Raw genomic sequence first — 22,625 nt, forward strand, 5'->3', positions numbered from 1 at the left:
TTTGATGGTTTTTATAGCGCTAAAAATAGTGATTAATAGCCATATCTGAAAGAAAAAAACCGCCAACCGGAATTTCCGCTGGCGGTTTTTCAATATCGAGTACTATCGTGCTGACAGGGAGGGTTACGCTTCCTTACCCCCGTCGAGCTCGTCTTGCCATTTTTTCAGCTCGTCAAACTTACCGTCGGCGGCAAGTTTAGCCTGCTCGGGCCATGTGTCGGTTACAGCCGTATTGAATTGGTCGCCGGCCTCAGCCAATATTGCTTTCAATTCTTCGGCCGTCTTGGCTGCGATGCCCGCAAAATCAGCAACACCTGCAGCGGTGAAAACCTCAGCAATCTTAGGGCCGATACCTTCAATCACGGTCAGGTCGTCTGCTTTGGCTTTAGCCGCCTTTTTAGGAGCTGCCTTTTCCTTCTTCTCGGCTTCCTTGGCTTCGGTCTTCGGTGCAGCTTCTTTGGATTCTGCTTTTACTGCCTTTTTAGCTGCCGGCTTTTCCTCTTTTGCAGTTGCTTCGGCCTTTTTAGCTTTCGGCGCGGTAACCGCTACGGTTTCTTCTTCAAACGGTACTACCGAAACGAACGACTTATTGTTGGCTTTCTTACGGAATACCACTTTGCCATCGATCAGCGCAAACAGTGTATGGTCTTTGCCCATACCCACATTCACGTCGGGATGGTGCTGTGTACCGCGCTGGCGGACGATGATGTTTCCGGCAATGGCGCGCTGGCCCCCGAAGATTTTCACCCCTAAACGTTTGCTATGTGACTCACGGCCGTTCTTCGAACTACCTGCACCTTTTTTATGTGCCATGTCTTATTTCCTTATTTATGATGGGTCTTGCCCAGTTAAACAATCCGGTTTATAACGCTATGCCAGTGATTTCAATCTTGGTGAATTGCTGGCGATGCCCGTTTTTCTTCTTATACCCCTTACGGCGTTTCTTCTTGAAAACGATTACCTTATCACCTTTTAAATGTGACAAAATCTTAGCCGAAACCTTGGCTCCTTTCACCGTAGGCGTACCTACGGTAAATTTACCGCCATCTTCTGCTAACAACACATTGTCAAATTCAATACTAGCGCCTTCATCTCCTTGCAGACGATGCACAAAGAGCTGCTGGTCTTTTGCAACCTTGAATTGCTGTCCGGCTATATTTACTATTGCGTACATTGTTAATGAATTAAATAAAATAAATTATCTCTTAAAATTCGAAGCGCAAAGATAGGAGTTTTGTTTTGATATCAAAAACTTTATACATAAATTTGCATCCCGTTTTAAAACGGACTAGTGTTATTAAATTATTAGATTTTTTAAAGGAAAGTATGCAACAGTACGAAACCGTTATCATTCTTACCCCGTTGCTTTCTGAGGAAGTATCGAAGGAGGCCATTGCCAAATTCCGTACCATCCTCACCGAAGGCGGAGCCGAAATTGTCCATGAAGACAATTGGGGTTTGAAAAAATTAGCGTATCCGATTGAGAAAAAAACAACCGGATTCTATCACCTCATCGAATTCAAGGCTCCCGGTGAACTGATCAGCAAACTGGAAATTGAATACAAGCGCGATGAGCGGGTAATGCGTTTCCTGACAATAAAGCTGGACAAGCACGCCATTGCTTACAACGAGAAGAAGCGCAGTGGTGCTTTCAACAAAAAGGCCGAAGCGCCCAAAACTGAGGAGGTAGCAAACTAATGGCAAAAGAACAGATCCAATACGTGACCGCTCCCAAGGTGGAGGACACACGCAAGAAATATTGCCGCTTCAAGAAGAACGGCATCAAATACATCGATTATAAAGATGCGAACTTCCTATTGAAGTTTGTGAATGACCAAGGCAAGGTATTACCCCGGCGGCTTACCGGCACTTCGTTGAAGTTCCAGCGTAAGGTAGCCCAAGCGGTAAAGCGTGCGCGCCACATCGGCCTACTGCCTTATGTTGCTGATTCATTAAAATAGGGAGGTAAACGTTATGGAAGTAATTTTAAAGCAAGATATCAAGAAACTGGGTGAGAAAGACGACATCGTAACGGTAAAACCCGGTTATGGGCGCAATTACCTCATCCCACAAGGATATGCTGAGTTGGCCACCCCATCGGCAAAAAAGGTGTTGGCAGAAAACATCCGCCAAGCCCAGTTCAAGCAAGAAAAGATCAAGAATGATGCCGTTGAGTTGGCAAGTAAACTTGAAGGCTTGAAGCTGACCATCGGTGCCAAAGCCGGTGAGAGCGGCAAGATTTTCGGGTCGGTGAACAGCATCCAGATAGCCGACGCCCTCAAAAAACAAGGCTTTGAGGTAGACCGCCGCCGTATTACCTTCGAAGAAGACCCCAAATTATTGGGCGAATACGTAGCTAACCTTAACCTGCACAAGGAAGTGAAAGTGCAAGTACCATTTGAGGTGGTAGCGGAATAAACCCTGGCACGATTCTACGATAAACAGAGGATGTCTAAGCAGGCATCCTCTTTTTTTGTATAATCCTCCGGCCGTGCGGCCAAACCCCCGGATCCAATTGTGCCAACACGGTCAGCCCCAAAAGCAAGAACTTAAACAATTATTGTTAACATAAAAAAAGTTAACCAAAACCTTGTTTTTGTAACTACTTTTTATTTACCTTTAATCGAGTTTTCAGTTCTTCAGGACCTAAATGATTGCTAATTCAATTAAAACACCATATTATGAGTACTGCAAAAGGACATGCCGTCCATATCGGGGTAAACACCGTCGACAGCAACCATTACCAAGGGCTCCCTTCATTATCGGGGTGCGTAAATGACGCCAAAAGTTTGGAAAACATCTCGCGTAGACTGGCATTCAATTCAGTCGTATCACTCACAGACCAAACGGCCACCTCAAAAAACCTCATAGCAACGCTTTCCAAATCGGCTGGTGAACTGGAAGCTGGAGACACCCTATGGATTACCTATTCGGGGCATGGGGGTAAAAAACCCGATTTGAATGGCGACGAAAGTGACAACTGGGATGAAACATGGTGCCTATACGACAGGGAAATGATCGATGATGAATTATTCGGGCTGTACGCCAAATTCAAGGCCGGTGTCAAGATATTCATCATATCCGACAGCTGCCATTCAGGCACGGTGGCCAGGGCCGTGATGGATGACGGGGAAGAGAAAGCTTCATCCCCTTCCTCCGACCAGTTCGATTGGGAAGCATTCAAAGCAAAGCACCGAGCAAAAAGCCGAATGGCACCCTGGAAGGTCTGCGTCGATACCTATATAAAAAACAAGGCCCTGTATGATCCGCTATTAAAAACACCGTCTATACACAGCGGAGATATACGCGCACACGTCATCCTTTTTGCCTCCTGCCAAGATAACCAAGAAAGCATCGAATTTGGTGACAACGGCTATTTCACAACCATGGTATTGAATACATTTGCCTCCCTGCATCAGTCGGCCACATACAAAGATGCTTATGACGCCATCAAACTCACAGATCTGGGGAATTCCCAAAATGCCAACCTCTACCAATATGGTAATGCCGCTTATAACTTTTTAGGCGACCTCGTGTTGTCCATCAATGGACAGCCGGCGGACTTCAACATCGGGAAGAGCGGAAAAGAAGATGACCGGCAGATCGAGGCGTCGGAATTGATCATCCACGACGACGATCCATCCAACGGAAAGCCTACAGCTGTGCCCAAGCGGAAAGGCACAGGTGGCACCATCTGGGATCAGGCTTACAGTAAGCACCTGGGACTAAAGCAGCAAGGAAAAGATGTCTTTGTAGAGCCCAATATCAAAAGCAACTACCTTTTCAAGAACGGAGCCAAATCTGCAGATACCAACGAATACCTGCGGAGCTGGCCCAAACCCAATATCGGGAGCCCCACGGAATTTCTGTGGCACCTGGACGACGAACACAGCGAACTGTCAAAAGCGGCGGATGCGGTGCATAAAAAACTTAACGGCCAAACCGACAAAGTCATCCGGATAGGCCACATCGACACCGGCTATCGAAACCATGTGAGTAAACCGAAGTTCCTTGCCGTTGAGCTGGGCCGTAACTTCATCAAAGGGCAGCCCACCGACGATACCGAAGACAAATTCGATACCGGGTTCCCCGCTGAGCAAGACGGGCACGGGTGCGGTACACTGGCTATCCTTGCGGGTAACAGCATCAACACCGGCGATGCATACACGCCATATCGGGGCTATGTGGGTGCCATTCCTTTCGCAGAAGTTGTACCTCTACGGATCTGCGAAACGGTATACAACCTGTTTAATGCCAATGATGTAGCCGATGCCATCAGGTATGCTGTCGACTGCGGGTGCGAGGTTATTACCATGTCTATGGCCGGATATCCGACAAAAAAGGTAGCAGATGCCGTCAACTACGCCTATGACAGAGGGGTTGTACTGGTCACCGCAGCCGGCAACAATTGGTACAAGGGAATCCAGAGAGCTTCTCCCAAGTCGGTTTTATACCCCGCCCGATTTGCCCGGGTAATTGCCGCCACGGGGGCATGCCATGATCATTTCCCTTATGATAATGAGGCACCGCGGTCCAACCAGGCGAAGCTCAGGTCTCCCGGCGGCGAAGTTATGCAGGGCAATTGGGGCCCTGAAAAGGTAATGGGAACCGCACTGGCAAGCTACACACCCAATTTACCGTGGGCCACCACGGATACCCAATACCGGTTTCTCAAAAATGGAGGTGGCACTTCCTCGTCTACGCCGCAAATCGCCGCCGCCGCGGCATTATGGATTGTTTATCACCGAGAATCTCTAACCGAACATGGGTTAGAGGGCAACTACAAGAAGGTGGAAGCCGTTCGTAAGGCATTATTCAGCACCGCCTCGAAAACCTACCCGTTTTATAAGAAGTATTACGGCAATGGCATACTCCGGGCCCATCGGGCACTGGAAGCCTTCAAATTCACACCCGAGGAAATCGGCAATCTCCAGGAAACCAAAAAGGCACGGGTGTCATTTACGGGCATCCTTCCCTTCATTGGTCAGTGGTTCAGGAGCAAAAGCAATGGGGAGCCGGATGATGCCAAGGGGTTTGAAGATACCATCCTTTTCGAGATGCTTGGCACCGAATTGATCCAGCTCATCCATACCGACCCGTCCTTGATTGATTATGCTGCGCAGATCGATTTTGAAAACGGAGACGACCTGGAGTTTTTGGAAGAGCCGGAAGGCAGGCATGCATTTTTAACAAAAATTTACCAGTCACCATACGCCTCCAACTACCTCAAGCAGTTGGTTGGAGCTGAACTGAACCGGGCCTAAAAAGACGCTGATCATGGAACTTGACAAACGATATTACATCAACGTGGGCCCGGGCGGCACCTTCAAGCCCTCTGGTGATGCCCAATATGACACCACTGCAAAACATGTAGATGCCTTGATCGATAAATTGAGGGCAGACCAACAGCAACGCGTGCTGCTATATTTCCACGGTGGGCTCGTCGGGTTGAAATCGGGCATGGAGGTGGCAGAGCGTATCCATCGCTACACGGCGGGCGCCAATGTCCATCCCGTTACCTTCGTCTGGGAAACCGGTTTGTTCAACGCTATCGGCGAAAACCTGTCGGTTATCCACAAATCGAAGTTCTTCAAGAAACTGCTTATCAAAATCATCAAAATCGCTGGTAAGGAGCTTGGGGTCGACATTGATAATCTACTGGCGGGGAGCAAGGGAATCGGGCAAATGTCCGATGAAGAAATCGCCCGCGAATTGCAAAAAGATGCTCCTTTTGAAGTGACTTCCGTCGATCCGACGAAAAAATCGGCTTCGTTACGCCTGGACGACGAGACGCAGATCAGCGATGCGTATATCGACACCGTCGTCAAAAATGAGGTGGAGGCCGGTTTGAGCGAAGAGATAGCCGATGACCTGGAACTCATCCACCTTGCTGAAACAGAAAAGCCCTCCGAAGAGGCACTACTCATGAACCCCGCATATAGCGGCGGCTTGGCAACGGAAGGTGAAAAAGGAATTATCTCTCTTGCACTACTGATCAAGAGCGCCGTGCGCATTACGCTTCGCGTCATCAAACGCCACATCCGGAAACGCGACCATGGCTTCTACCCCACTGTCATCGAAGAAACACTCAGGGAAATCTACATCAACGACCTCGGTGCATGGGTATGGGGAGCCATGAAAGATAAAGCCAAACGGATGTGGGCCAACGACGACTTCAGTGGCGAGCCAGAGAAATGGCATGCGGGAAGCTATCTCCTGGACCGGCTCAACGCCTATCAAGACGAGATCGGGTCACCGCTGACAATTGATTTAATTGGGCATTCGGCCGGTTCTATCGCTATCTGCCATTTGTTCGACGCCGTCAAAGAACGCTATAGCGGGCTCCGTTTCCGAAACCTCGTATTCATGGCCCCAGCCTGCCGGTGCGAATTGTTTAACCAATCAATTCTGCAAAACCAAGAGCTTTACGACCATATCCGGGTATTCACCATGCTGGATGATTACGAGCGCAAAGATCAACTAGCTTCCAAGCTCTACCCACGGTCGCTATTGTATTTTATTTCGGGCGTATTGGAAGATGGCGAATACGATGCGCCGATATTAGGGCTTCAACGGCATATTACGGATAACGCGCCATACGATAAAATACCGCTTTTACAGTCTATAAGCCACTATTTAGAACAAGAGCGCAGAATGGTGTATGCCGTTACGGATGCGACCGCGGCCGAGGGCTTTCGCTCTGGTTCCATCAGGCATGGCGATTTTGACAACGACAAGGAAGCCACGTTGGACAGCATCATCGCCATCATCAAAAACTAACGCTATGGCAAACGATCTTGACTATGCCATTATCATCGGCATTGAACACTATCGCGGAAGCTTAAACCAATTAAGCGGCCCCCACCAAGATTCCCAACAATTCAGGGATTGGGCATTGAGCGAACGCGGTGGGGATATTCCGAAAGACAACATCAAAGAGCTTTATTCAACCGCGGATTACACCCCGATAAAAGACGACATTGATGATTGGCTGGGCAGCACATTGGAACAGCTGACGCTGGAAAACAAGCGGGGGCGCCGGCTGTACCTTTATTTTTCCGGCCATGGTATCGGCTCCTCGCAGCGCAACTCGGCACTTTTACTACCCAAATGGTCGCATTCCAACAGGCAATATGGACTTGCATCTGAAAAATACCTGGACGAGCTCGCAGCCAACGGATCATTCCGGGAGATTTATATCTTCTTAGATTGCTGCCGAAACCGCATTACCAACGTTTCGGGTTCGCCCCCTTTCTTTTCAAGCGCCAAACCGTCGTCAAATCCATGCGAATACCTGGTCTTTTACGCTACCGAATTTGACAATTTTGCATACGAGGGCGCCACTACCACCACGCTGGACAACCTATTGCCGAGAGGACTGTTTACCGAGGTGTTGCTGACCGGTTTAAATGGTGCCGCCGCCGATAAAGACGGCAGGCTACTATTGGGTAATCTGATCAACTACGTAAAACGGGTATTGCCCCAGCTGGCCCAAGCCAGAAAAAAAGCGCAGGTACCCCGAACCGAAACATCCATAGACGACCACAATAAATTACTAGCGCCGCCATTTGAGAAAAAAGTACAGATGAAGATACGGTTCAGCACTGCCGATGGAGCAGCCGCGGTACTGGAAGATACCGATTTAGAAGTTGTGCATACCGGCTTCACAGACGATGGGGAGTGGGATGTAATGCTTACGCGAGGTTTCCACGTTGTCCGGAGAGCCGATAAAGATACCGGTGTGTTCTTTTATGTAGACGGCATCAATAAAGAACTGATCATTAACGAGCTTAGTTAAGCCTTAGAAAAGCGAAGTCATGCAGAAGTACAAGTTTAATTTCTCCATCAATATTCCCAGTGATCTCGGGAAACTAACCCACCTCAAACTCTTCAACGGTTACAACAAATTGATCTGCGATCAGTATGACAATATTGATACCGAAGTAGATAAAGGCATTTACCAGCTGCGGATTGAAATCAATGAACATGTAGAAGACCGCATGTATCGCATAGCCGGAGATACCTACGACCAGATCGACACCATCGACTCCTCCTCTTCCGTCCCTATCCCCGGACTAAGCTCCACCCACGAATATTTCTCCTACCCTTCGCAAGACTGGAGCGTCAAATCAACAATTGATAGCGACAAAAACATTAAAGGAAGCTCCATCTTCTTGTTTATCCGGTACGAGGACGATTCGGTCCCCTTTGAGGAAGTGCACGGATTTGAAAAGAATTTTACAATCCTAAATTCCAAGCGCAAGCCCATATATCAGTTATCAGACACAAACACACACATAGATGCCGGGGAGGGTAGCAGTTATTTCGGGTCGGTATCTTTCAACGTGGCGGCAGAGCCCGGACAATATTACCTACTTTACCAAAGTGACCTCTTCAGCCGTGAACTACCGATTTACGTATTTGAAAATTACCAGACGCAACTCTTCATGAACTTCAATCAGGCACCCATTTTCGGAAGCGTGAAGATCATGTTGGGGCAATCAGGGTTCGATGCATTCAATTTTGAGACCATGCAATTGGACGGCCTAACCCTGAAGATGTTCAATGGCATTATGGTATTCCCTGAAGATTTAAGGTCATACGCCCTCAGTGGCCAGTGGGCAAACCCCATGCTGGGCATTATCGGCTTATATTTATACCTCCTTTCAAAAGGTGAGAAAGACGAGCTGTTTTTCGATCTGTACCTGTCTAATTTGGCACTCAAACTGGACAACGACTACAGCTCGCCCGATTTGAGGGCCCTCCGGCTGATGGGAGCAGTGTTGTTCAAAAGTCCGATTCCGGAGGAGCCGCTTCTGTACCCTACCATGGTTGCCAGGGGTATGCAGGCCTATTTGACCCAATCAATAGCGCACGAGTCTCTCATTAAGAAAGACAGTATCATTGAATCCATCCTCACCAACATGAAGGCCGATTCGATCTGGACATCATATACGCCGCTACCCATCAAAGAAACAGTGAAACGGAGAAGAAAATCGAGGGCTGCAAAGCCCAAAGGCTATACCACCAGCGGTGCCGATTTCGATATCTCTGATTTTGTCATAGAAGCTGCCCTGCCACAGGCCACCGTCGTTGACGACAACAAATGGATAACCGACAGCATATTTAACCAGCTGGCCGAAAATCCCAAACGCCGCTACAGCATTGCAGAGCTAGCCCGGCAAATGCAGGTGACTCCCCATACCATCCGGAAATCCCTCAAAATCTTAAAAAATCAGAACGTTTTGGAACGGATGGCTACCTCGCTCGATGACTCAGGCATAGACCTGACCACACCTAAGCTGGGTGAAATCCGCGGCAGACTCGATAGCATCAGGTAATCACTAGCTGCTGACCACATCCGTTTCTGCTTTCTATCTATCCAATCGTCCGGACCCCGACCCGTACAGAATACAGCATGTACTACAACCCCATGCGTTATTTCGTCGGTCTCAAAATGTATCACAAGCCGCCGTATCACTCTCGAAGAAGACCCCAAAGTACAGGTACCGTTCGAGGTGGTAGCGGAATAAACCCCGGTACGATCTACGATAAACTATTTGTACATTATCTTGGATGTTACTGAAAAAAACAGCATATTGAGGTCGCCTAGTACATATTAAAAAGGGGGTTATTTTGGTTATAGCTGTTGTCAAAGAAAGCAAGATACTCGAGCGCCGGGTGGCCCTCACCCCCGATGCGGCCAAAGTATTGGTAAAGGCCGGTTTCACCTGCCTCTTGGAGGCGGGTGCCGGGGTGGCTTCGGGATTCGATGATAGTAATTACGAAGCCGTTGGCGTGACGGTTTCACCTGACAAGGATGAGCTCTTGCATCGGGCCGATGCGCTGCTCAAGGTGAACGCACCCACGGATACGGAATTGGAAATGCTCCAAGATGGCGCCGTAACACTCTCTTTCCTCTATGCACATACCGTACCCGAGTTGCTACGTACTTATGCCAAAAAGCGGGTTTCGGCTTTCGCCATGGATGCTATCCCCCGGATATCGCACGCCCAAAAAATGGACGCCCTGAGTTCGCAGACCAACCTGGCGGGTTATAAGGCCGTGCTCTTGGGCGCCAACTCACTCGGAAAAATATTTCCATTGCTGATGACGGCCGCAGGGACCATCCGGCCGGCCAGGGTACTGGTATTCGGTGCCGGCGTGGCGGGGTTGCAGGCCGTTGCCACCGCCAGGCGGCTGGGAGCGGTGGTGGAAGTCACAGACGTACGGCCGGAGACCAAAGAGCAGGTGGAGTCGCTGGGCGGGAGGTTCCTGCAGGTAGCCGGCGGCGGCGTGGAGACCACCGGCGGCTATGCCAGCGAGGTGTCTGCCGAGTACCTTCAAAAGCAGAAAGACCTAGTAGCCAAGCATGTGGCCGAGGCCGACCTGATCATTACCACTGCATTGGTGATCGGCAAAAAGGCACCGTTGCTCATCACACAGGAGATGGTAAAAACGATGAAACGCGGTGCCGTCATCGTTGATATGGCCGTTGAATCGGGCGGCAACTGTGAATTGAGCGAACCCGGCGAGACCGTGGTCAAACACGGCGTAACCATCATCGGCGAGACCAACCTCCCTGCATTGCTGGCTGTCAACGCAAGCGAACTCTATGCCCGCAACATCAGTACGTTACTGCTCCACCTGACCGATAACGGCCATTTTAAGTGGGAGCTGGACGAAGAGATCACCAAAGGTGCACTGATTATGCACAACGGCAAGCTGGTACATGCATTCACCAAAGAATTATTAAATACCGAAATATGACGACGGACACCTTACTTATCTTATTATACATTTTCGTGTTGGCAGGTTTCGTAGGCTTTGAACTTATCTCCAAGGTACCCCCTACCCTGCACACCCCATTGCTTTCGGCTACCAACGCCATCGCGGGCATCACCATTGTGGGTGCCTTGCTGGCCTCGGGCACCCTGGGCTGGTCTATCAGCAAGCTCCTTGGCATTGCCGCCCTGTTCCTCGCCACCCTCAACGTAGTAAGCGGCTATGTAGTTACCGATCGGATGCTTCGGATGTTTAAACGGAAGAAATGATATGGATATCCCTTTGCTTATACATCTAGCCTATCTCATCGCGGCCATCTTGTTCATCGTTGGCATTAAACTGCTGGGCCGGCCCAGCACCGCACGGCGGGGCAACACCCTTTCCGCTGCGGCTATGTTCATCGCCATTGTTGCAACGCTGCTCAACCAGCAGGTGCTGAGCTACACCGAGATTGCCGTCACCGTGCTTGTTGCATCCACCATCGGTATTTACGCTGCACGTAAGGTAGCCATGACGGCCATGCCCGAGATGATCGCTCTGCTCAACGGTTTCGGGGGTCTGGCTTCCGCACTGGTATCCACGTCGGAGTATTGGCGTATGACGCAGGAGGGCGATTTCGAGGCCATCCATTCTGCGGTGGGCATCAGCATGGCACTGAGTATCGTAATCGGGGCTGTTACCTTTTCGGGGTCTATGGTTGCATTCGGCAAACTAAGGGGCCTCGTTAGCGGCAAGTCGGTTACCTTCCGCGGCCAGCAAGTGTTGAATGCCTTGTTATTATGCGTGGCCATCGCTTGCTCTGTGATGCTGGTGGTGCATCCCGAGACCCACACTTGGGTGCTCAGCCTGCTTGGGGTGGCATTGGTATTGGGCATATTGGCTGTAATACCCATCGGCGGGGCTGATATGCCTGTCGTCATCGCTCTGCTCAATTCGTACACCGGCATTGCCGCGGCCGCTACCGGGTTCGTGCTGAACAACCACATGCTCATCATCACGGGTGCGTTGGTGGGTGCAGCGGGGCTCATTCTCACCCAGATTATGTGCAAAGCCATGAACCGGTCGCTTATCAGTGTGGTGTTGGGTGGTTTCGGGCAAACCACCTCGTCGGCCGAAGCCGAGGCCAATGATATCGTGGTGAAGGAAATCGGCACGGAAGAAAGTGCCATGCTGTTCGACTCTGTTTCTTCGGTAATCATCGTACCAGGGTATGGCATGGCGGTTGCCCAGGCACAACATGCGGTGCGCGAACTCGCCGAGCTGCTCGAAGAGCGGGGCGTTTCCGTCAGATTCGCCATCCATCCCGTAGCGGGGCGTATGCCCGGCCACATGAACGTGCTGCTGGCCGAAGCCAACATCCCGTACGATAAACTGGTGGAGATGGAACGAATCAACGACGAGTTTGCCTCCACAGACATTGCCCTGGTCATCGGAGCAAATGATGTGGTAAACCCTGCCGCCAAGACAAACCCCAACAGCCCTATTTTCGGGATGCCCGTGCTCCACGTAGAAAATGCGCAGACGGTCATCGTTTGTAAACGCGGGATGAGTGCCGGTTATGCCGGTATTGAAAACGAGCTATTCGGCTACCCGAACTGCTTGATGCTGTTCGGTGATGCTAAAGCAACTATCACAGAAGTGGTTAACGAGCTCGCCGACCACCACCAAAGGTAGTCCATAATATTTGCAAACACCTGGATATAAATATATTGGATATTAAGTCTATTGTAAATTACATGTAGTTAGCATCGAACTACATGTAGTTAGCATCAAACTACATGTAGTTTACCTCAAACAACATGTAGTTTATCCGAATTTACTTGTTTTCTGTTTTTGGCAACATGTATAATAGATCGGCCTACATGTCATCCGATACAGCATCCTTGTAGTTGTCAGAAAAAGCGATGTCATTTGAGCTGGAATACATGTCATTCAATACTATTTACATCGCTTATTAGAAAAACTACATGTATTGTTACTTCGTCTCCTTGTTGTTCTGTCGATTTTTCATGTTTTCTTCTCCAACTTGTACCGCTTCGGTTTTAGCATACCACACCATCAAGTCCAACGCATGTCCATCTTTGTAGGTATTAAAGTCCCTTTCGGTCAAACGCAGAATTTGAGTACCAACAGAAAAAACTCCAAAAAAGAAATCAAAAAAGGGTACCCAAGGATAAACTCCCTTAGGCACCCTGGCGCCGCACTTACGGCATTGTTCTAATAGGTTTATGTCAACCCGCCTCCGATGCGTTCCAGCATCGCTTTGGTCTTAGCTATTCCGTCATTTGCCGTAAGGCTATGCCCCTCATACTCGATGCCCACATAACCACTAAACCCTGCGTCTTTTACCATACTGAGAATACGACCATAGTCAATGCTCGACTCGTTGCCGTCAGCATCGAAATCATACGTTTTCGCACTTATTCCCTTGGCAAAAGGCAGCAACTCCGCCGTACCTTGGTAGCGGTCATACTCTTCCAAGCACTCCGTTGCCAGGTACGCCTCGATGGTCTGCTCCGCCGGCTCGGTACGCTTGATGCAGAAATTACCGATATCCGGCAGTGTACCGCAATTGGGAAGCGCCACGGCCTCCATCACGCCGCTTAGCCACTTGCCGTTTGACGAGTAGCCACCGTGGTTTTCTACAATAACCGAGATACCGTAGTCACCGGCAAATGTCGCAAGTGCGGTGAGGCTTTCGGCGGCGCACCGCGCCACCTCTTCGGCAGTACCCTCCCCAGCTGCGTTTACCCGGATGGCATGGCAACCCAGGAATTGGGCTGCTTCCACCCATTTGTAATGGTTTTCCACAGCAACCTTTCGCTTGGCTTCGTCGGCATCGCCCAGGTCTCCTTCCAAGTCGCACATGATCAGTACGCTGGTGATGCCATTGTCATCGCACCGGCCTTTCAAGTCGCCTAGATAGGTCCGGTCGGTAGCCTTGTCTTTAAAAAATTGGTTGACATACTCGACGGCGTCTACCCCGAAATTTTCCTTCGCATAAAGCGGGAAGTCCAAATGGTCGAGCTGGCCGCCGAAGAGTGCCCGGTTCAACGACCATTCGGCAAGCGATATCTTAAAGAACAGGTCGCCACCGGTGGTTACTCCCGCCCTTTCCTCCGTTTGCCGGCCATTACATGATAGCATGGGCGACAGGATGGGGTAGGCGGCCGCCGCCGCCATACCCATACCCAACTGCTTTACGAATTTTCTTCTGCTGTTCATTGTTGCAGATTTAATGATCCTAGTTTTGTACCAACGCCCCCCCACTCCGGTCGATCTGCTCTTGCGGGATGGGGAAGTAGTTGTTCTTTTCCGTGAATTGGAGCCCCCGATAGGAGCTGATGAGGCTGCCCTCAAAGTTAGAATAACGTTCCAACACTTCCTTAGCTATACCCCAGCGCACCAGGTCGAAGAACCGGTGACCTTCAAGGGCCAGCTCCAACCGGCGCTCAAAGCGGATGGCATTCAGCGCGTATGCTTTGTCGGGGAACGCTGGGTAGGGCTGCACATTGTAGGCGGCTACGGGGGTACCCCCTACCGATTTAGGCGGCAGCTTAGCTGCCCTGGCACGCACGTTATTCACCCGCGCCAGCGCGTATGCCAGATCGCCCGTTTCCGCTGCACACTCCGCGGCCATCAGGTACACATCGGCCAAACGGATGATATTTACGTTCAACGACGTAACGTAGTTGGTACCGCCCGATTGTGTGTTACCCGGGAAATCCGCTTGGTCAATCATATGTTTATAACCTACAAAGGGCCCTCCAAACGCGGGGTCGCGCAGCCACGGGTCACCCGGCATAATGCCCCAATCGTGGTACGGAACCCCTCTGCGCCCAACGGTGTAGTCGACCCGCGGATCGATAGCCAGCGTATTATCTACCGTATAATCATCCTTGGCATCACCTGTAAGGCCAAAGTCAGACGTATAGGGGTTGGTCTGGAAGGAGCCGTCGAGCATGGGCAGCCCCTGGGCTGTTACCCTGAACGAGTTGACCAGGTCAAAGCTGGGGTTGAAAAACCCGCAGCAGTTTGCCGGGGCCGAACCGTACAATCCGCCGAGCATGTCGCCCACATTCGCATTGTCGCCACCGCCATCGGGGTTGATGGCGTGTTGCGCCGCAAAAATAGACTCCGGTCCGTTCTCCGTATTCACATCAAAGTTATCCAAGAACGGGAGTCCTTCCAAATCCGGCCGCGCAGCGATCACCTCTTTAAAGAGTGTCAGGGCCTCGGCGTACTTCTGTTGGTAAAGGTACACCTTACCGAGGTACGATTTTGCTGCAATCTGGTTTACCCGGCCCGCGTCGCCCAGGGGTGGGTTTCCATCGGACGAGAGGTTTTGTACCGCGAATTGGAAATCGGCTTCTATCATCGGTAACACATCTATATTGTTGGGTACCTGTGCCGCATCGGTGGTAGACACCGTCTCGTCGATGTAGGGAATGTTCTTAAACACCCGCCACAGGAAGAAATAGTAATGCCCCCGGAGCATCTTAGCCTCGGCTTCGATCTCCTTGGCCCGCTGTTCCGAAAATTTATCGTTGGCAGTTTCCTGCACCACCTTGAGCTGCCGGAGCGTGGTATTGCAACGGGTCACACCTTCGTAATAATTGTTCCACATGGTAGACAAATGTTCATTTACGCTGATGGCCGTGTGCATCTCGATATCGAACATTACCGCCTGGTCAGCCAGTTCACTGCCTTTATGTGCGTTATCGGCTGCCACCTCGCCAAAGAGCCACTGGCTGGGAGCTGCGGCATAGTTTCCCCATGTACCATTGCGGTTGCCGTTCATCAAGCCATAGGCCCCGGTAAGCAGCCACTCAACCGCCTTGGTATTCTGCACCTGCTCATCAGCCAATTGACCCTGCGGGCTCCGTTCCAAGAAACTGTCGCTACAGGCTCCCACAGCCAACAGTACAATCAATGCGGATATTTTATAGTATAATTTCATCTCTTTATTATTTAATGGTTTGAAATATGCTAATACCGTTTGCTAAAAAGTAACGCTTAACCCCAACAGGTACTGCCGCGGCACGGGGTAAACCCCCATATCCACGCCCGGTGCTGAGAAATCAGACGAGTATTGGCTCACTTCGGGGTCCATACCGCTGTAACCGGTAATGGTGAAGAGGTTGGTTACACTGCCGTATACACGAAGGTTGGATACTTTACCGGCAAACATCCGTTGCGTGGGCAGCGTGTAGCCTACCTGTAGGTTGCGCATACGGAAAAAGCTGCCATCCTGCACGTAGTAGCTGGACGATTGGTACTCGATGGTCGGCGCATTGGCATTTGCCGACGGCATCATGCTGGTGGGGTTACTTGGGCTCCATGCGTCGAGCACACGCGTACTCACGGCACCGGGGAATGCATAAAAGTCGGTATACTGCCGCGTGAGGTCGAACAGGTCATTGCCCTGCGAACCATTGAAAAACATACTGATATCAAACCGCTTGTAGGCGGCATTCAGGCTCAGCGAATAGATGAAATCGGGATGCGGATTACCGATTACCGTGCGGTCGGCACCATCAATTATGCCGTCTGGCGCGCCATCCGGGCCGGACACATCGGCAAACTTAAAGCCTCCTACCCGGGCACCGTCGTACGACGGGCTATTGGCGATATCGGCTTCATTCTGGTAGATACCGGCTACCTGATAACCATAGAAAGAACCAAAGGGGGCCCCCGCCTTTAAGATGGAAGTGGTTACCCCACGCAGCGTCAGATAGGGCTGCTCCGTAACCGATGGTGCCAGTTGGATGATATCATTGGTATACTTGGAGAAGAAAGCCCCCACATCAAACTGGAATGCGCCTTCTTCAGTGCCGGCCGTATAATGGTAGTTCAACGCCACCTCGAAACCGGTATTCTGCATATCACCGGAATTGATGAACGGCGATGAGCCTGTACCTACGGCTGCGGCAGGCTGCGGGACAGGATACAGCACGCCTTCGGTACGCCGATCGAACCAGTCGATCGCCCCGTCGATGCGATTATTAAACAGCGTGAAGTCGAGGCCTACGTTTACCGATTTGGCTTCCTCCCACTTTACGCCCTGGTTGTCGTAGTTGCTGGTCCACAACCCGCTGGCTAGTTCATTGCCACCGGTGATGGGGTAGAACGAATAGTTGATTGCAGAGGCATACCTTCTCACAAACTGGAAGGTGGGGATACGCTGGTTGCCGGTAACACCGTAGCCGGCTCTGAACTTCAGATCGTCCAACCAGGTAACGGTATTCATGAAATCTTCATTAGATACCCGCCAGGCTACACTGGCGGCCGGGAAGGTGCCGAAGCGGTTTTCCGGCCCGAAGTTAGACGACCCATCTCGGCGTACCGTAGCCGACAATAGGTACCGGTCGTCAAACGAGTAGTCAACCCGCCCGAAAACGGAGAAAAGTGACCCTTCCGACCCCTGGCTGCCAGCACTGGTGTTTGCCGCCGTGTTGAGGTAGTAATAATTCATGTCGCCGGCAACAAAAAATTCGTTACCGTTGCCGTTCAGCTGGTGCCATTTCGATTCCACCGCTTCCGTGCCCAACAGCACGGTAAGGTCGTGCACATTGCTGAAGGTATTCTTATAGGTAGCCGTGTTAGACCACGTCCATTCGGAGTTGTACCCTTGGTACTCACCCAGCGTGTTGTTCGTAAAACTACCTTCGGAACGCTCCGGATTTGGATAGCCGATGGAAACACCATGGTAGTTTTCATAACGCAGGCCGAACGTGGTCCGGAAATTAAGCCCTTTCACCAATTCGATATCGGCAAAGGTGCTTCCGAAAAACTGGCCGCTCTTGCCGACGTTGTCTTTGGAACGGTACAACACCGAAAGGGGGTTATCAGCATTCCCCATTTTGTTGCCGCGGGTACCTGCGAAATTACCCATGATATCGTATACCGGGATGATGGTCTGTATCCGATAGGCCCACCCAATGGGCGATGCCTCCCCTTGGTAAGACCCCGAGGTGTTTTCGTTTACGCCAAACCCATTTCCACTGGTATATGAATATTGCATATTCTCACCCAGTGTAACCCGATCATCAAAAAACTTGAACTGGGTGTTACTACGGATGGTAAACCGCTCAAAACCGGTGTACTTGTACGTACCTTCCTGTTTAAAGGCTCCGCCGCTTATCGCATAGGTCGCTTTTTCACTACCCCCCATAATACTTAGCTGATAATTTTGCATAGGAGCATCGCGGGTGATGACATCAAACCAATTGGTACCCGCTTGGTTGGCTTTGGTGATTTGGTAAAACTGAGCAGCGTCCATACTGTAATTGTATTTAGCTGGATCGGCATCCGCAGCGGTGACGTCATGTCCGGTGGCCGACCCTGCCAGGAGGTACTCCGGCAGCGTGGGATGGTCGGGATCCGATCCGTAGTTTGTGCCGGTGGTCTCACTGGTTCCCGGGGTTTGGCCGGCATTCCTAAAGCGCTCGTAAACGTACTCTCCAAACTGCATGGGGTTCAAAAATTCGGGGAAACGGCTCCGGTTGGGCTGCTGCGTGCCATAATAGGTATCGAACGTGATTCTGGGTGTACCCTGCACCCCTTTCCGTGTACTGATGATCACGACACCGTTGTTGGCGCGGGCACCGTAGATGGAAGCTGCCGACGCGTCTTTCAGCACCTGCATGCTTTCAATGTCGCTGGCATTCAGCCAGCCCAGCTTACCTTCGTAGGGCATGCCATCGATGATGTACAGCGGATCGTTGTTATTAATGGTGCTGAATCCCCTGATGCGTATCTGTGGCGTGGCGCCCGGCGCGCCGGTATTGATAACCTGCACCCCGGTAGCCTTTCCCTGCAGGGCCTCGATGGGGCTGGCTGCCGGCTGCTGCTTCAGGTCTTTCACATCCACTACTGCCACCGAACCCGTTACGTCCTTCCTGAGCTGTGTACCGTAGCCCACCACCACCACTTCATCCAAGGTGCTGAGCGATACTTTCAGGGCGATGTCGTAAATACGGCGGTTAGCATCCACCACAAATTCCTGGGCAGCGAAACCGATGTAGCTCACTTCCACGGTTTCATTCGGCGTCGCAGCCAGCGAAAACTGGCCGTTGTCGTCGGTACTGGTACCGCGGGTAGTTCCTTTTACCTTGACAGCCGCACCCAATATAGGCATGCCGCTACTGGCATCGGTAACCTTACCCGTGATGGTAATTTCTTGAAAAACACTGAAAAGCAGTATTTTATCGTGTTCCACACGGTAATCAATGCCAATAGGCTTAAAGACGGCATGGAGTACGGTGGACAGGTCGCCCTCAAGTGATGCGACCTTGATTTTTCGGTCGGTCTTGATAGCCGATGAACTGTAGATAAACTGGGCACCAGATTGCACTGCAAGCGTCGTGATCAGCTCTTTGATCGTGGTGCGTTTGCCTGATAGCGCTATCTGCTTATCAAGCGCGCCCTGGGCATCTACCTCAGTTGCGTGACTTGTAAATACGACTATTGAAGTGATTAGGGCGTATAAAAAGGTTAGCCTCATCGCAGTTTTGGTTAACGCAATAATTCGATCTTTTTTCATACTTTTGAAAAGTTTATAGTTCGTCAAACGTTTTTATTGGACTGTAAATTCACCGCGAACATTCGTGTTCGGGGCTATCACCGGCAATACCCCCATATTGCCGGTTTTTTGTGGTTATGTTTTTGATTTTTTCATATTTGTTTATTATGGTTCAACTTCATTGGTAGTAGCGCCGGGCAACGTTTGCGTTGTTCCCAAAAATGGCTACGTCGGGGCCTTGTGTGTGTAAACGGTGTGTTTTGCGTGTTTGGTCATAACATAGTCGGGTTCAATTGTGGTCAGTATGGTTTGCGTTTCAGGAAAATCGTGGTGCCTGCCACCTCATACCGCGTGTCGGTAACCGTGCAGATGATATCCAGCTGTTTGAATAGTCCGATGCCACTGATGTCGCCCGTGAAGGTAGTGTGTGACAAATCGCTATCGGCCACAACATCCAGGGCGTACAACTCGCTCAAGGTTTCAGCCAACGAAGTTATCGGGATGTCCTGGTAGGTTTCGTGGCGGACTGCATCCACATGTTCCCTTACCGGCAGCGGGTTCTCCGTAACCGTCTCTTCCAGCTTCTTTGCTGACAATACGGCCCGCTGGTTGGTGGTAAGCGAAGCTTTTTTTGGCGTGGACAGGATGCGTTGCACCACATTACGTTGTCCTACATTGTAAAAAACATCTACCTTTCCCGAATACACGATGACTTCGCCCTTAGCGTTGCCTCTAGGTGCTTTGATCTTGAATTTTGTACCTAACACCTTTGTGATCATGCCTTCATGGAACACCCAGAACGACCGCTCCTTGTTTGGTGCCACCGAAAAAAACGCATCCCCTACCAGTCGGACCTCCCGGCAGTGCCCGCTGAACTGCTTCGGGTAATGGAGCTCAGCCCCGGGGTACAGCTCGACCAGCGACTCATCCGCAAGGATAATATTCATGCGGCGGTCGGTATCGTTCTTCGCCACGACGATGTTGCTATCCAACGTACCGTTGGCGGTAAACGACGGCACAATCGGATATAGGTACACACGAAGGTAAGCGATGGCACCGACAGCCACGAACAAGGCAACGGATGCGGCTACCAACAGACGGCGGAAGCGCCTCGACCCCGCTAATGGTCGGCGGGCCGAATGCGGAGCTACACCATCGGTGATTCGCCCGTGTATTTTCTGCCACATAGCATCTTCCAAAGCCGCTAAATTCGATACACTGATTTCGTGTTTATCGTCGGCCTCCAGCATGTGGTACCAGTGGTCTACCAGCCGTTCTTCCGCTGGTGTGCACCGGCCATCGAGGTAACGTTGCAGTAATTGATGAAAACTTTCCCTACCCATATTCCACAGGTGCTTATTAACCCGTTCAATAGTATAGTCTACCGAACCGGTTCAATCCCTAAAAAGTTTTTCAGAAAAATAGGAAGAAGAGAGAAACGGACACAAGAAAATCTTTCAGCACGAGCCTCAACATTTTGAGCGACTGCGTAATATGGTATTCAACTGCCTTTTCCGACAGGTTGAGTTCATTCGCTATTTCTTTGACGGAATAATGCTCAGAGCGGCTCAAGGTATAAACGGTCTTGGTTTTGGGAGGCATCATGGCCACACCCTTCTCAATGGCTTCGTTGAGCTCTTTGATGTGCATCGATACTTCCACCGGATTATGCCGCTCCTGGTCGTCTTCGCGTAAATGAAACGCATAGGCTTCTTCGTGCATCTGCGCCCTCAGGTAAGTGATAAACTGAAAGCGCACCGCCGAATAGAGGTATGCGCCAATGTGCTGGATGTTGGCTGTTTTCCGTTTTTCCCACAACGATACGAAAACACTCTGGGTAATGTCTTCCGCCAATTTCGCGTCGCACGACCGGCGCACGACCTGCATATAGCAGCGCTGCCAATAGCGTCTATACAACTTTTCGAAGGCCACCTGGTCGTCCTTCTTTATACGCTCAAGTAATTCCGTGTCTTTATCGAGTATAGATTCGTTCAACAAGGCTCTTTCTGTTAATTGGCTGAGACAAACGTAATGATTCGATTACATTTATACAAATATTTGCTGAATATTTACCTCCATACATTTCCTATCTTTGACGGATGAAAGTGTTTGACGATCATATGATCCCTCAAAAAACATTGCGGCTACTCATTGCGCTTGCCGCCGGCACCTTATTCCTATGCTGCACGGGCAGCGGCCGCGGAGGCGGCAATACGTCGCTTCGGACCGGGCAGCCCATACCTTCAGAAAGCGGCACTTTTTATCTCGACACACTGTATTCGGGGTTGGACAACCCGTGGGGCATGGCATGGCTGCAAGATGGCCGGATGCTGGTAACCGAGCGGAAAGGCGAAATACTGATTTTTGAAGACGACCGGTACAGCGGCGAGAAACTAAAGGGTTTCCCACAAACCTACGAGCGCGGCCAGGGTGGTCTGCTAGACATCCAGCCCCACCCGCACTATGCGGAAAACGGATGGATTTATGCAACCTACGCCAAGCCGGGGGCGGGGGGCGGTAGCACCACGTTAATACGGTTCCGCCTGTCCGGCAATGACATCACCGATCTGAAAACCTTGTACGAAACGACTCCCCTGTCCACCGCTGGCGTACATTTCGGTAGCCGCATTATTTTTGACAACGACGGCTACCTCTACTTCAGCACAGGCGAACGCGGCGCTAAAGAACATGCACAGAACCTGGCAAATGACATGGGCAAAATACACCGGCTGCACGACGACGGGCGCATACCGGCCGACAACCCCTTTGTAGATACGCCACTTGCAAAGCCCAGCATTTGGTCTTATGGCCACCGCAATGTGCAGGGCATGGCCTATGATAGCACTCACAACGTGATCTATGCCACCGAGCACGGCCCGCGGGGGGGCGACGAGCTGAACATCATCGAAAAGGGGAAAAACTACGGCTGGCCGGTGATTACATACGGCATCGATTATAGTGGAGCCATCATCTCGGTACTCACCGAAAAAGAAGGCATGGAGCAGCCAATCCATTATTGGACCCCTTCTTTAGCTACCTGCGGACTGCTTTTCTATACAGGCGATAAGTTTGCCGGATGGCAGGGCAATCTGTTTGCCGGTGCGCTGGCACTGACCCATGTAGCGCGCATAGAGCTGAGAAACGGCAACTATGCCCATGAGGAAAAATTGCTGCAGGGCATCGGCCGCGTAAGGCATATTGCACAAAGCGCCGACGGCTATATTTACGTGCTCACCGAAGGCCCCGGAATGCTCCTCAAACTAATTCCGGCGGAATAAGTCGCATAGCGTTCTGCGATTGTCAAAAACTGCGTATC

Annotated in this window: 18 protein-coding genes; 11 read left to right on the forward strand and 7 right to left on the reverse strand. The window is 50.8% G+C overall.

Annotation, left to right across the window (positions count from 1 at the left end; translation table 11 throughout):
* Window positions 1–123: 123 nt before the first annotated feature.
* Together rpmA and rplU are read right to left on the reverse strand one after the other, a co-directional pair.
* Window positions 124–813 carry a 50S ribosomal protein L27 gene (rpmA, locus tag NGM62_RS05125; protein ID WP_262246336.1) on the reverse strand — a complete coding sequence of 230 codons (690 nt, stop codon included), beginning with the start codon at window positions 811–813 and terminating at the stop codon, window positions 124–126.
* 49 nt (window positions 814–862) lie between these two features.
* Complete coding sequence (rplU, locus tag NGM62_RS05130; protein ID WP_262246337.1) at window positions 863–1,174, reverse strand: 50S ribosomal protein L21; 312 nt, start codon at window positions 1,172–1,174, stop codon at window positions 863–865.
* 152 nt (window positions 1,175–1,326) lie between these two features.
* On the opposite strand from rplU, the gene rpsF reads away from it, so the two are divergent.
* From rpsF to NGM62_RS05180, 10 genes are all read left to right on the forward strand, one after another.
* Window positions 1,327–1,698, forward strand: a complete 372-nt coding sequence (rpsF, locus tag NGM62_RS05135; protein ID WP_262246338.1) for a 30S ribosomal protein S6 — start codon at window positions 1,327–1,329, stop codon at window positions 1,696–1,698.
* Entirely contained in the window at window positions 1,698–1,961 is a 264-nt protein-coding gene (gene rpsR, locus NGM62_RS05140) for a 30S ribosomal protein S18 (RefSeq protein WP_262246340.1), read from the forward strand. Before rpsF ends, rpsR begins: the two co-directional genes overlap by 1 nt.
* A 13-nt stretch (window positions 1,962–1,974) precedes the next feature.
* Window positions 1,975–2,418 carry a 50S ribosomal protein L9 gene (rplI, locus tag NGM62_RS05145; protein WP_262246342.1) on the forward strand — a complete coding sequence of 148 codons (444 nt, stop codon included), beginning with the start codon at window positions 1,975–1,977 and terminating at the stop codon, window positions 2,416–2,418.
* Between the two features lie 263 nt (window positions 2,419–2,681).
* Entirely contained in the window at window positions 2,682–5,264 is a 2,583-nt protein-coding gene (locus NGM62_RS05150) for a S8 family serine peptidase (RefSeq protein WP_262246344.1), read from the forward strand.
* A gap of 13 nt (window positions 5,265–5,277) precedes the next feature.
* Window positions 5,278–6,780, forward strand: coding sequence for a hypothetical protein (locus NGM62_RS05155; protein WP_262246345.1), 1,503 nt, complete (start codon window positions 5,278–5,280; stop codon window positions 6,778–6,780).
* Window positions 6,781–6,784: 4 nt separating this feature from the next.
* Window positions 6,785–7,798: a caspase family protein gene (locus tag NGM62_RS05160; protein WP_262246346.1), complete on the forward strand. Its 1,014-nt coding sequence runs from the start codon at window positions 6,785–6,787 to the stop codon at window positions 7,796–7,798.
* A gap of 19 nt (window positions 7,799–7,817) precedes the next feature.
* Window positions 7,818–9,341 carry a hypothetical protein gene (locus tag NGM62_RS05165; protein WP_262246347.1) on the forward strand — a complete coding sequence of 508 codons (1,524 nt, stop codon included), beginning with the start codon at window positions 7,818–7,820 and terminating at the stop codon, window positions 9,339–9,341.
* A gap of 295 nt (window positions 9,342–9,636) precedes the next feature.
* A complete protein-coding gene (locus tag NGM62_RS05170) occupies window positions 9,637–10,770 on the forward strand; it encodes a Re/Si-specific NAD(P)(+) transhydrogenase subunit alpha (protein ID WP_262246349.1) in 1,134 nt (377 codons plus the stop codon).
* Window positions 10,767–11,054 carry an NAD(P) transhydrogenase subunit alpha gene (locus NGM62_RS05175; RefSeq protein WP_262246350.1) on the forward strand — a complete coding sequence of 96 codons (288 nt, stop codon included), beginning with the start codon at window positions 10,767–10,769 and terminating at the stop codon, window positions 11,052–11,054. Before NGM62_RS05170 ends, NGM62_RS05175 begins: the two co-directional genes overlap by 4 nt.
* Window position 11,055: 1 nt before the next feature.
* Window positions 11,056–12,459 (forward strand): NAD(P)(+) transhydrogenase (Re/Si-specific) subunit beta, encoded by a 1,404-nt coding sequence (locus tag NGM62_RS05180; RefSeq protein WP_262246351.1) that lies wholly within the window; start codon window positions 11,056–11,058, stop codon window positions 12,457–12,459.
* Window positions 12,460–13,011: 552 nt separating this feature from the next.
* On the opposite strand, the gene NGM62_RS05185 is transcribed toward NGM62_RS05180, so the two are convergent.
* The 5 genes from NGM62_RS05185 to NGM62_RS05205 form a co-directional block, all read right to left on the reverse strand.
* Window positions 13,012–14,010, reverse strand: a complete 999-nt coding sequence (locus NGM62_RS05185; protein WP_262246352.1) for a sugar phosphate isomerase/epimerase family protein — start codon at window positions 14,008–14,010, stop codon at window positions 13,012–13,014.
* 19 nt (window positions 14,011–14,029) lie between these two features.
* Window positions 14,030–15,745: a RagB/SusD family nutrient uptake outer membrane protein gene (locus NGM62_RS05190; protein WP_262246353.1), complete on the reverse strand. Its 1,716-nt coding sequence runs from the start codon at window positions 15,743–15,745 to the stop codon at window positions 14,030–14,032.
* A 42-nt stretch (window positions 15,746–15,787) separates the two neighbouring features.
* A complete protein-coding gene (locus NGM62_RS05195) occupies window positions 15,788–19,291 on the reverse strand; it encodes a SusC/RagA family TonB-linked outer membrane protein (protein WP_262246354.1) in 3,504 nt (1,167 codons plus the stop codon).
* A 317-nt stretch (window positions 19,292–19,608) separates the two neighbouring features.
* The gene (locus NGM62_RS05200) at window positions 19,609–20,652 is read right to left on the reverse strand and encodes a FecR family protein (protein WP_262246355.1); all 1,044 of its coding nucleotides are present in this window, start codon (window positions 20,650–20,652) and stop codon (window positions 19,609–19,611) included.
* A 70-nt stretch (window positions 20,653–20,722) separates the two neighbouring features.
* The gene (locus NGM62_RS05205; protein ID WP_262246357.1) at window positions 20,723–21,307 is read right to left on the reverse strand and encodes an RNA polymerase sigma factor; all 585 of its coding nucleotides are present in this window, start codon (window positions 21,305–21,307) and stop codon (window positions 20,723–20,725) included.
* A gap of 122 nt (window positions 21,308–21,429) precedes the next feature.
* Between NGM62_RS05205 and NGM62_RS05210 the strand changes: the two genes are divergently transcribed.
* A complete protein-coding gene (locus NGM62_RS05210) occupies window positions 21,430–22,587 on the forward strand; it encodes a PQQ-dependent sugar dehydrogenase (protein WP_262246359.1) in 1,158 nt (385 codons plus the stop codon).
* Window positions 22,588–22,625 lie beyond the last annotated feature (38 nt).

It is taken from the genome of Parapedobacter soli (assembly GCF_025460835.1).
Taxonomy (GTDB): domain Bacteria; phylum Bacteroidota; class Bacteroidia; order Sphingobacteriales; family Sphingobacteriaceae; genus Parapedobacter; species Parapedobacter soli.

Excerpts from the sequence above, each read along its gene's own strand:
- rpmA (WP_262246336.1), bottom strand. The coding sequence starts at position 813 with ATGGCACATAAAAAAGGTGCAGGTAGTTCGAAGAACGGCCGTGAGTCA.
- NGM62_RS05175 (WP_262246350.1), top strand. The coding sequence starts at position 10,767 with ATGACGACGGACACCTTACTTATCTTATTATACATTTTCGTGTTGGCA.
- NGM62_RS05200 (WP_262246355.1), bottom strand. The coding sequence starts at position 20,652 with ATGGGTAGGGAAAGTTTTCATCAATTACTGCAACGTTACCTCGATGGC.
- NGM62_RS05150 (WP_262246344.1), top strand. The coding sequence starts at position 2,682 with ATGAGTACTGCAAAAGGACATGCCGTCCATATCGGGGTAAACACCGTC.
- NGM62_RS05185 (WP_262246352.1), bottom strand. The coding sequence starts at position 14,010 with ATGAACAGCAGAAGAAAATTCGTAAAGCAGTTGGGTATGGGTATGGCG.
- NGM62_RS05190 (WP_262246353.1), bottom strand. The coding sequence starts at position 15,745 with ATGAAATTATACTATAAAATATCCGCATTGATTGTACTGTTGGCTGTG.
- NGM62_RS05155 (WP_262246345.1), top strand. The coding sequence starts at position 5,278 with ATGGAACTTGACAAACGATATTACATCAACGTGGGCCCGGGCGGCACC.
- NGM62_RS05180 (WP_262246351.1), top strand. The coding sequence starts at position 11,056 with ATGGATATCCCTTTGCTTATACATCTAGCCTATCTCATCGCGGCCATC.
- rplI (WP_262246342.1), top strand. The coding sequence starts at position 1,975 with ATGGAAGTAATTTTAAAGCAAGATATCAAGAAACTGGGTGAGAAAGAC.
- NGM62_RS05195 (WP_262246354.1), bottom strand. The coding sequence starts at position 19,291 with ATGAGGCTAACCTTTTTATACGCCCTAATCACTTCAATAGTCGTATTT.
- rpsR (WP_262246340.1), top strand. The coding sequence starts at position 1,698 with ATGGCAAAAGAACAGATCCAATACGTGACCGCTCCCAAGGTGGAGGAC.
- rpsF (WP_262246338.1), top strand. The coding sequence starts at position 1,327 with ATGCAACAGTACGAAACCGTTATCATTCTTACCCCGTTGCTTTCTGAG.
- NGM62_RS05160 (WP_262246346.1), top strand. The coding sequence starts at position 6,785 with ATGGCAAACGATCTTGACTATGCCATTATCATCGGCATTGAACACTAT.
- rplU (WP_262246337.1), bottom strand. The coding sequence starts at position 1,174 with ATGTACGCAATAGTAAATATAGCCGGACAGCAATTCAAGGTTGCAAAA.
- NGM62_RS05165 (WP_262246347.1), top strand. The coding sequence starts at position 7,818 with ATGCAGAAGTACAAGTTTAATTTCTCCATCAATATTCCCAGTGATCTC.
- NGM62_RS05210 (WP_262246359.1), top strand. The coding sequence starts at position 21,430 with ATGATCCCTCAAAAAACATTGCGGCTACTCATTGCGCTTGCCGCCGGC.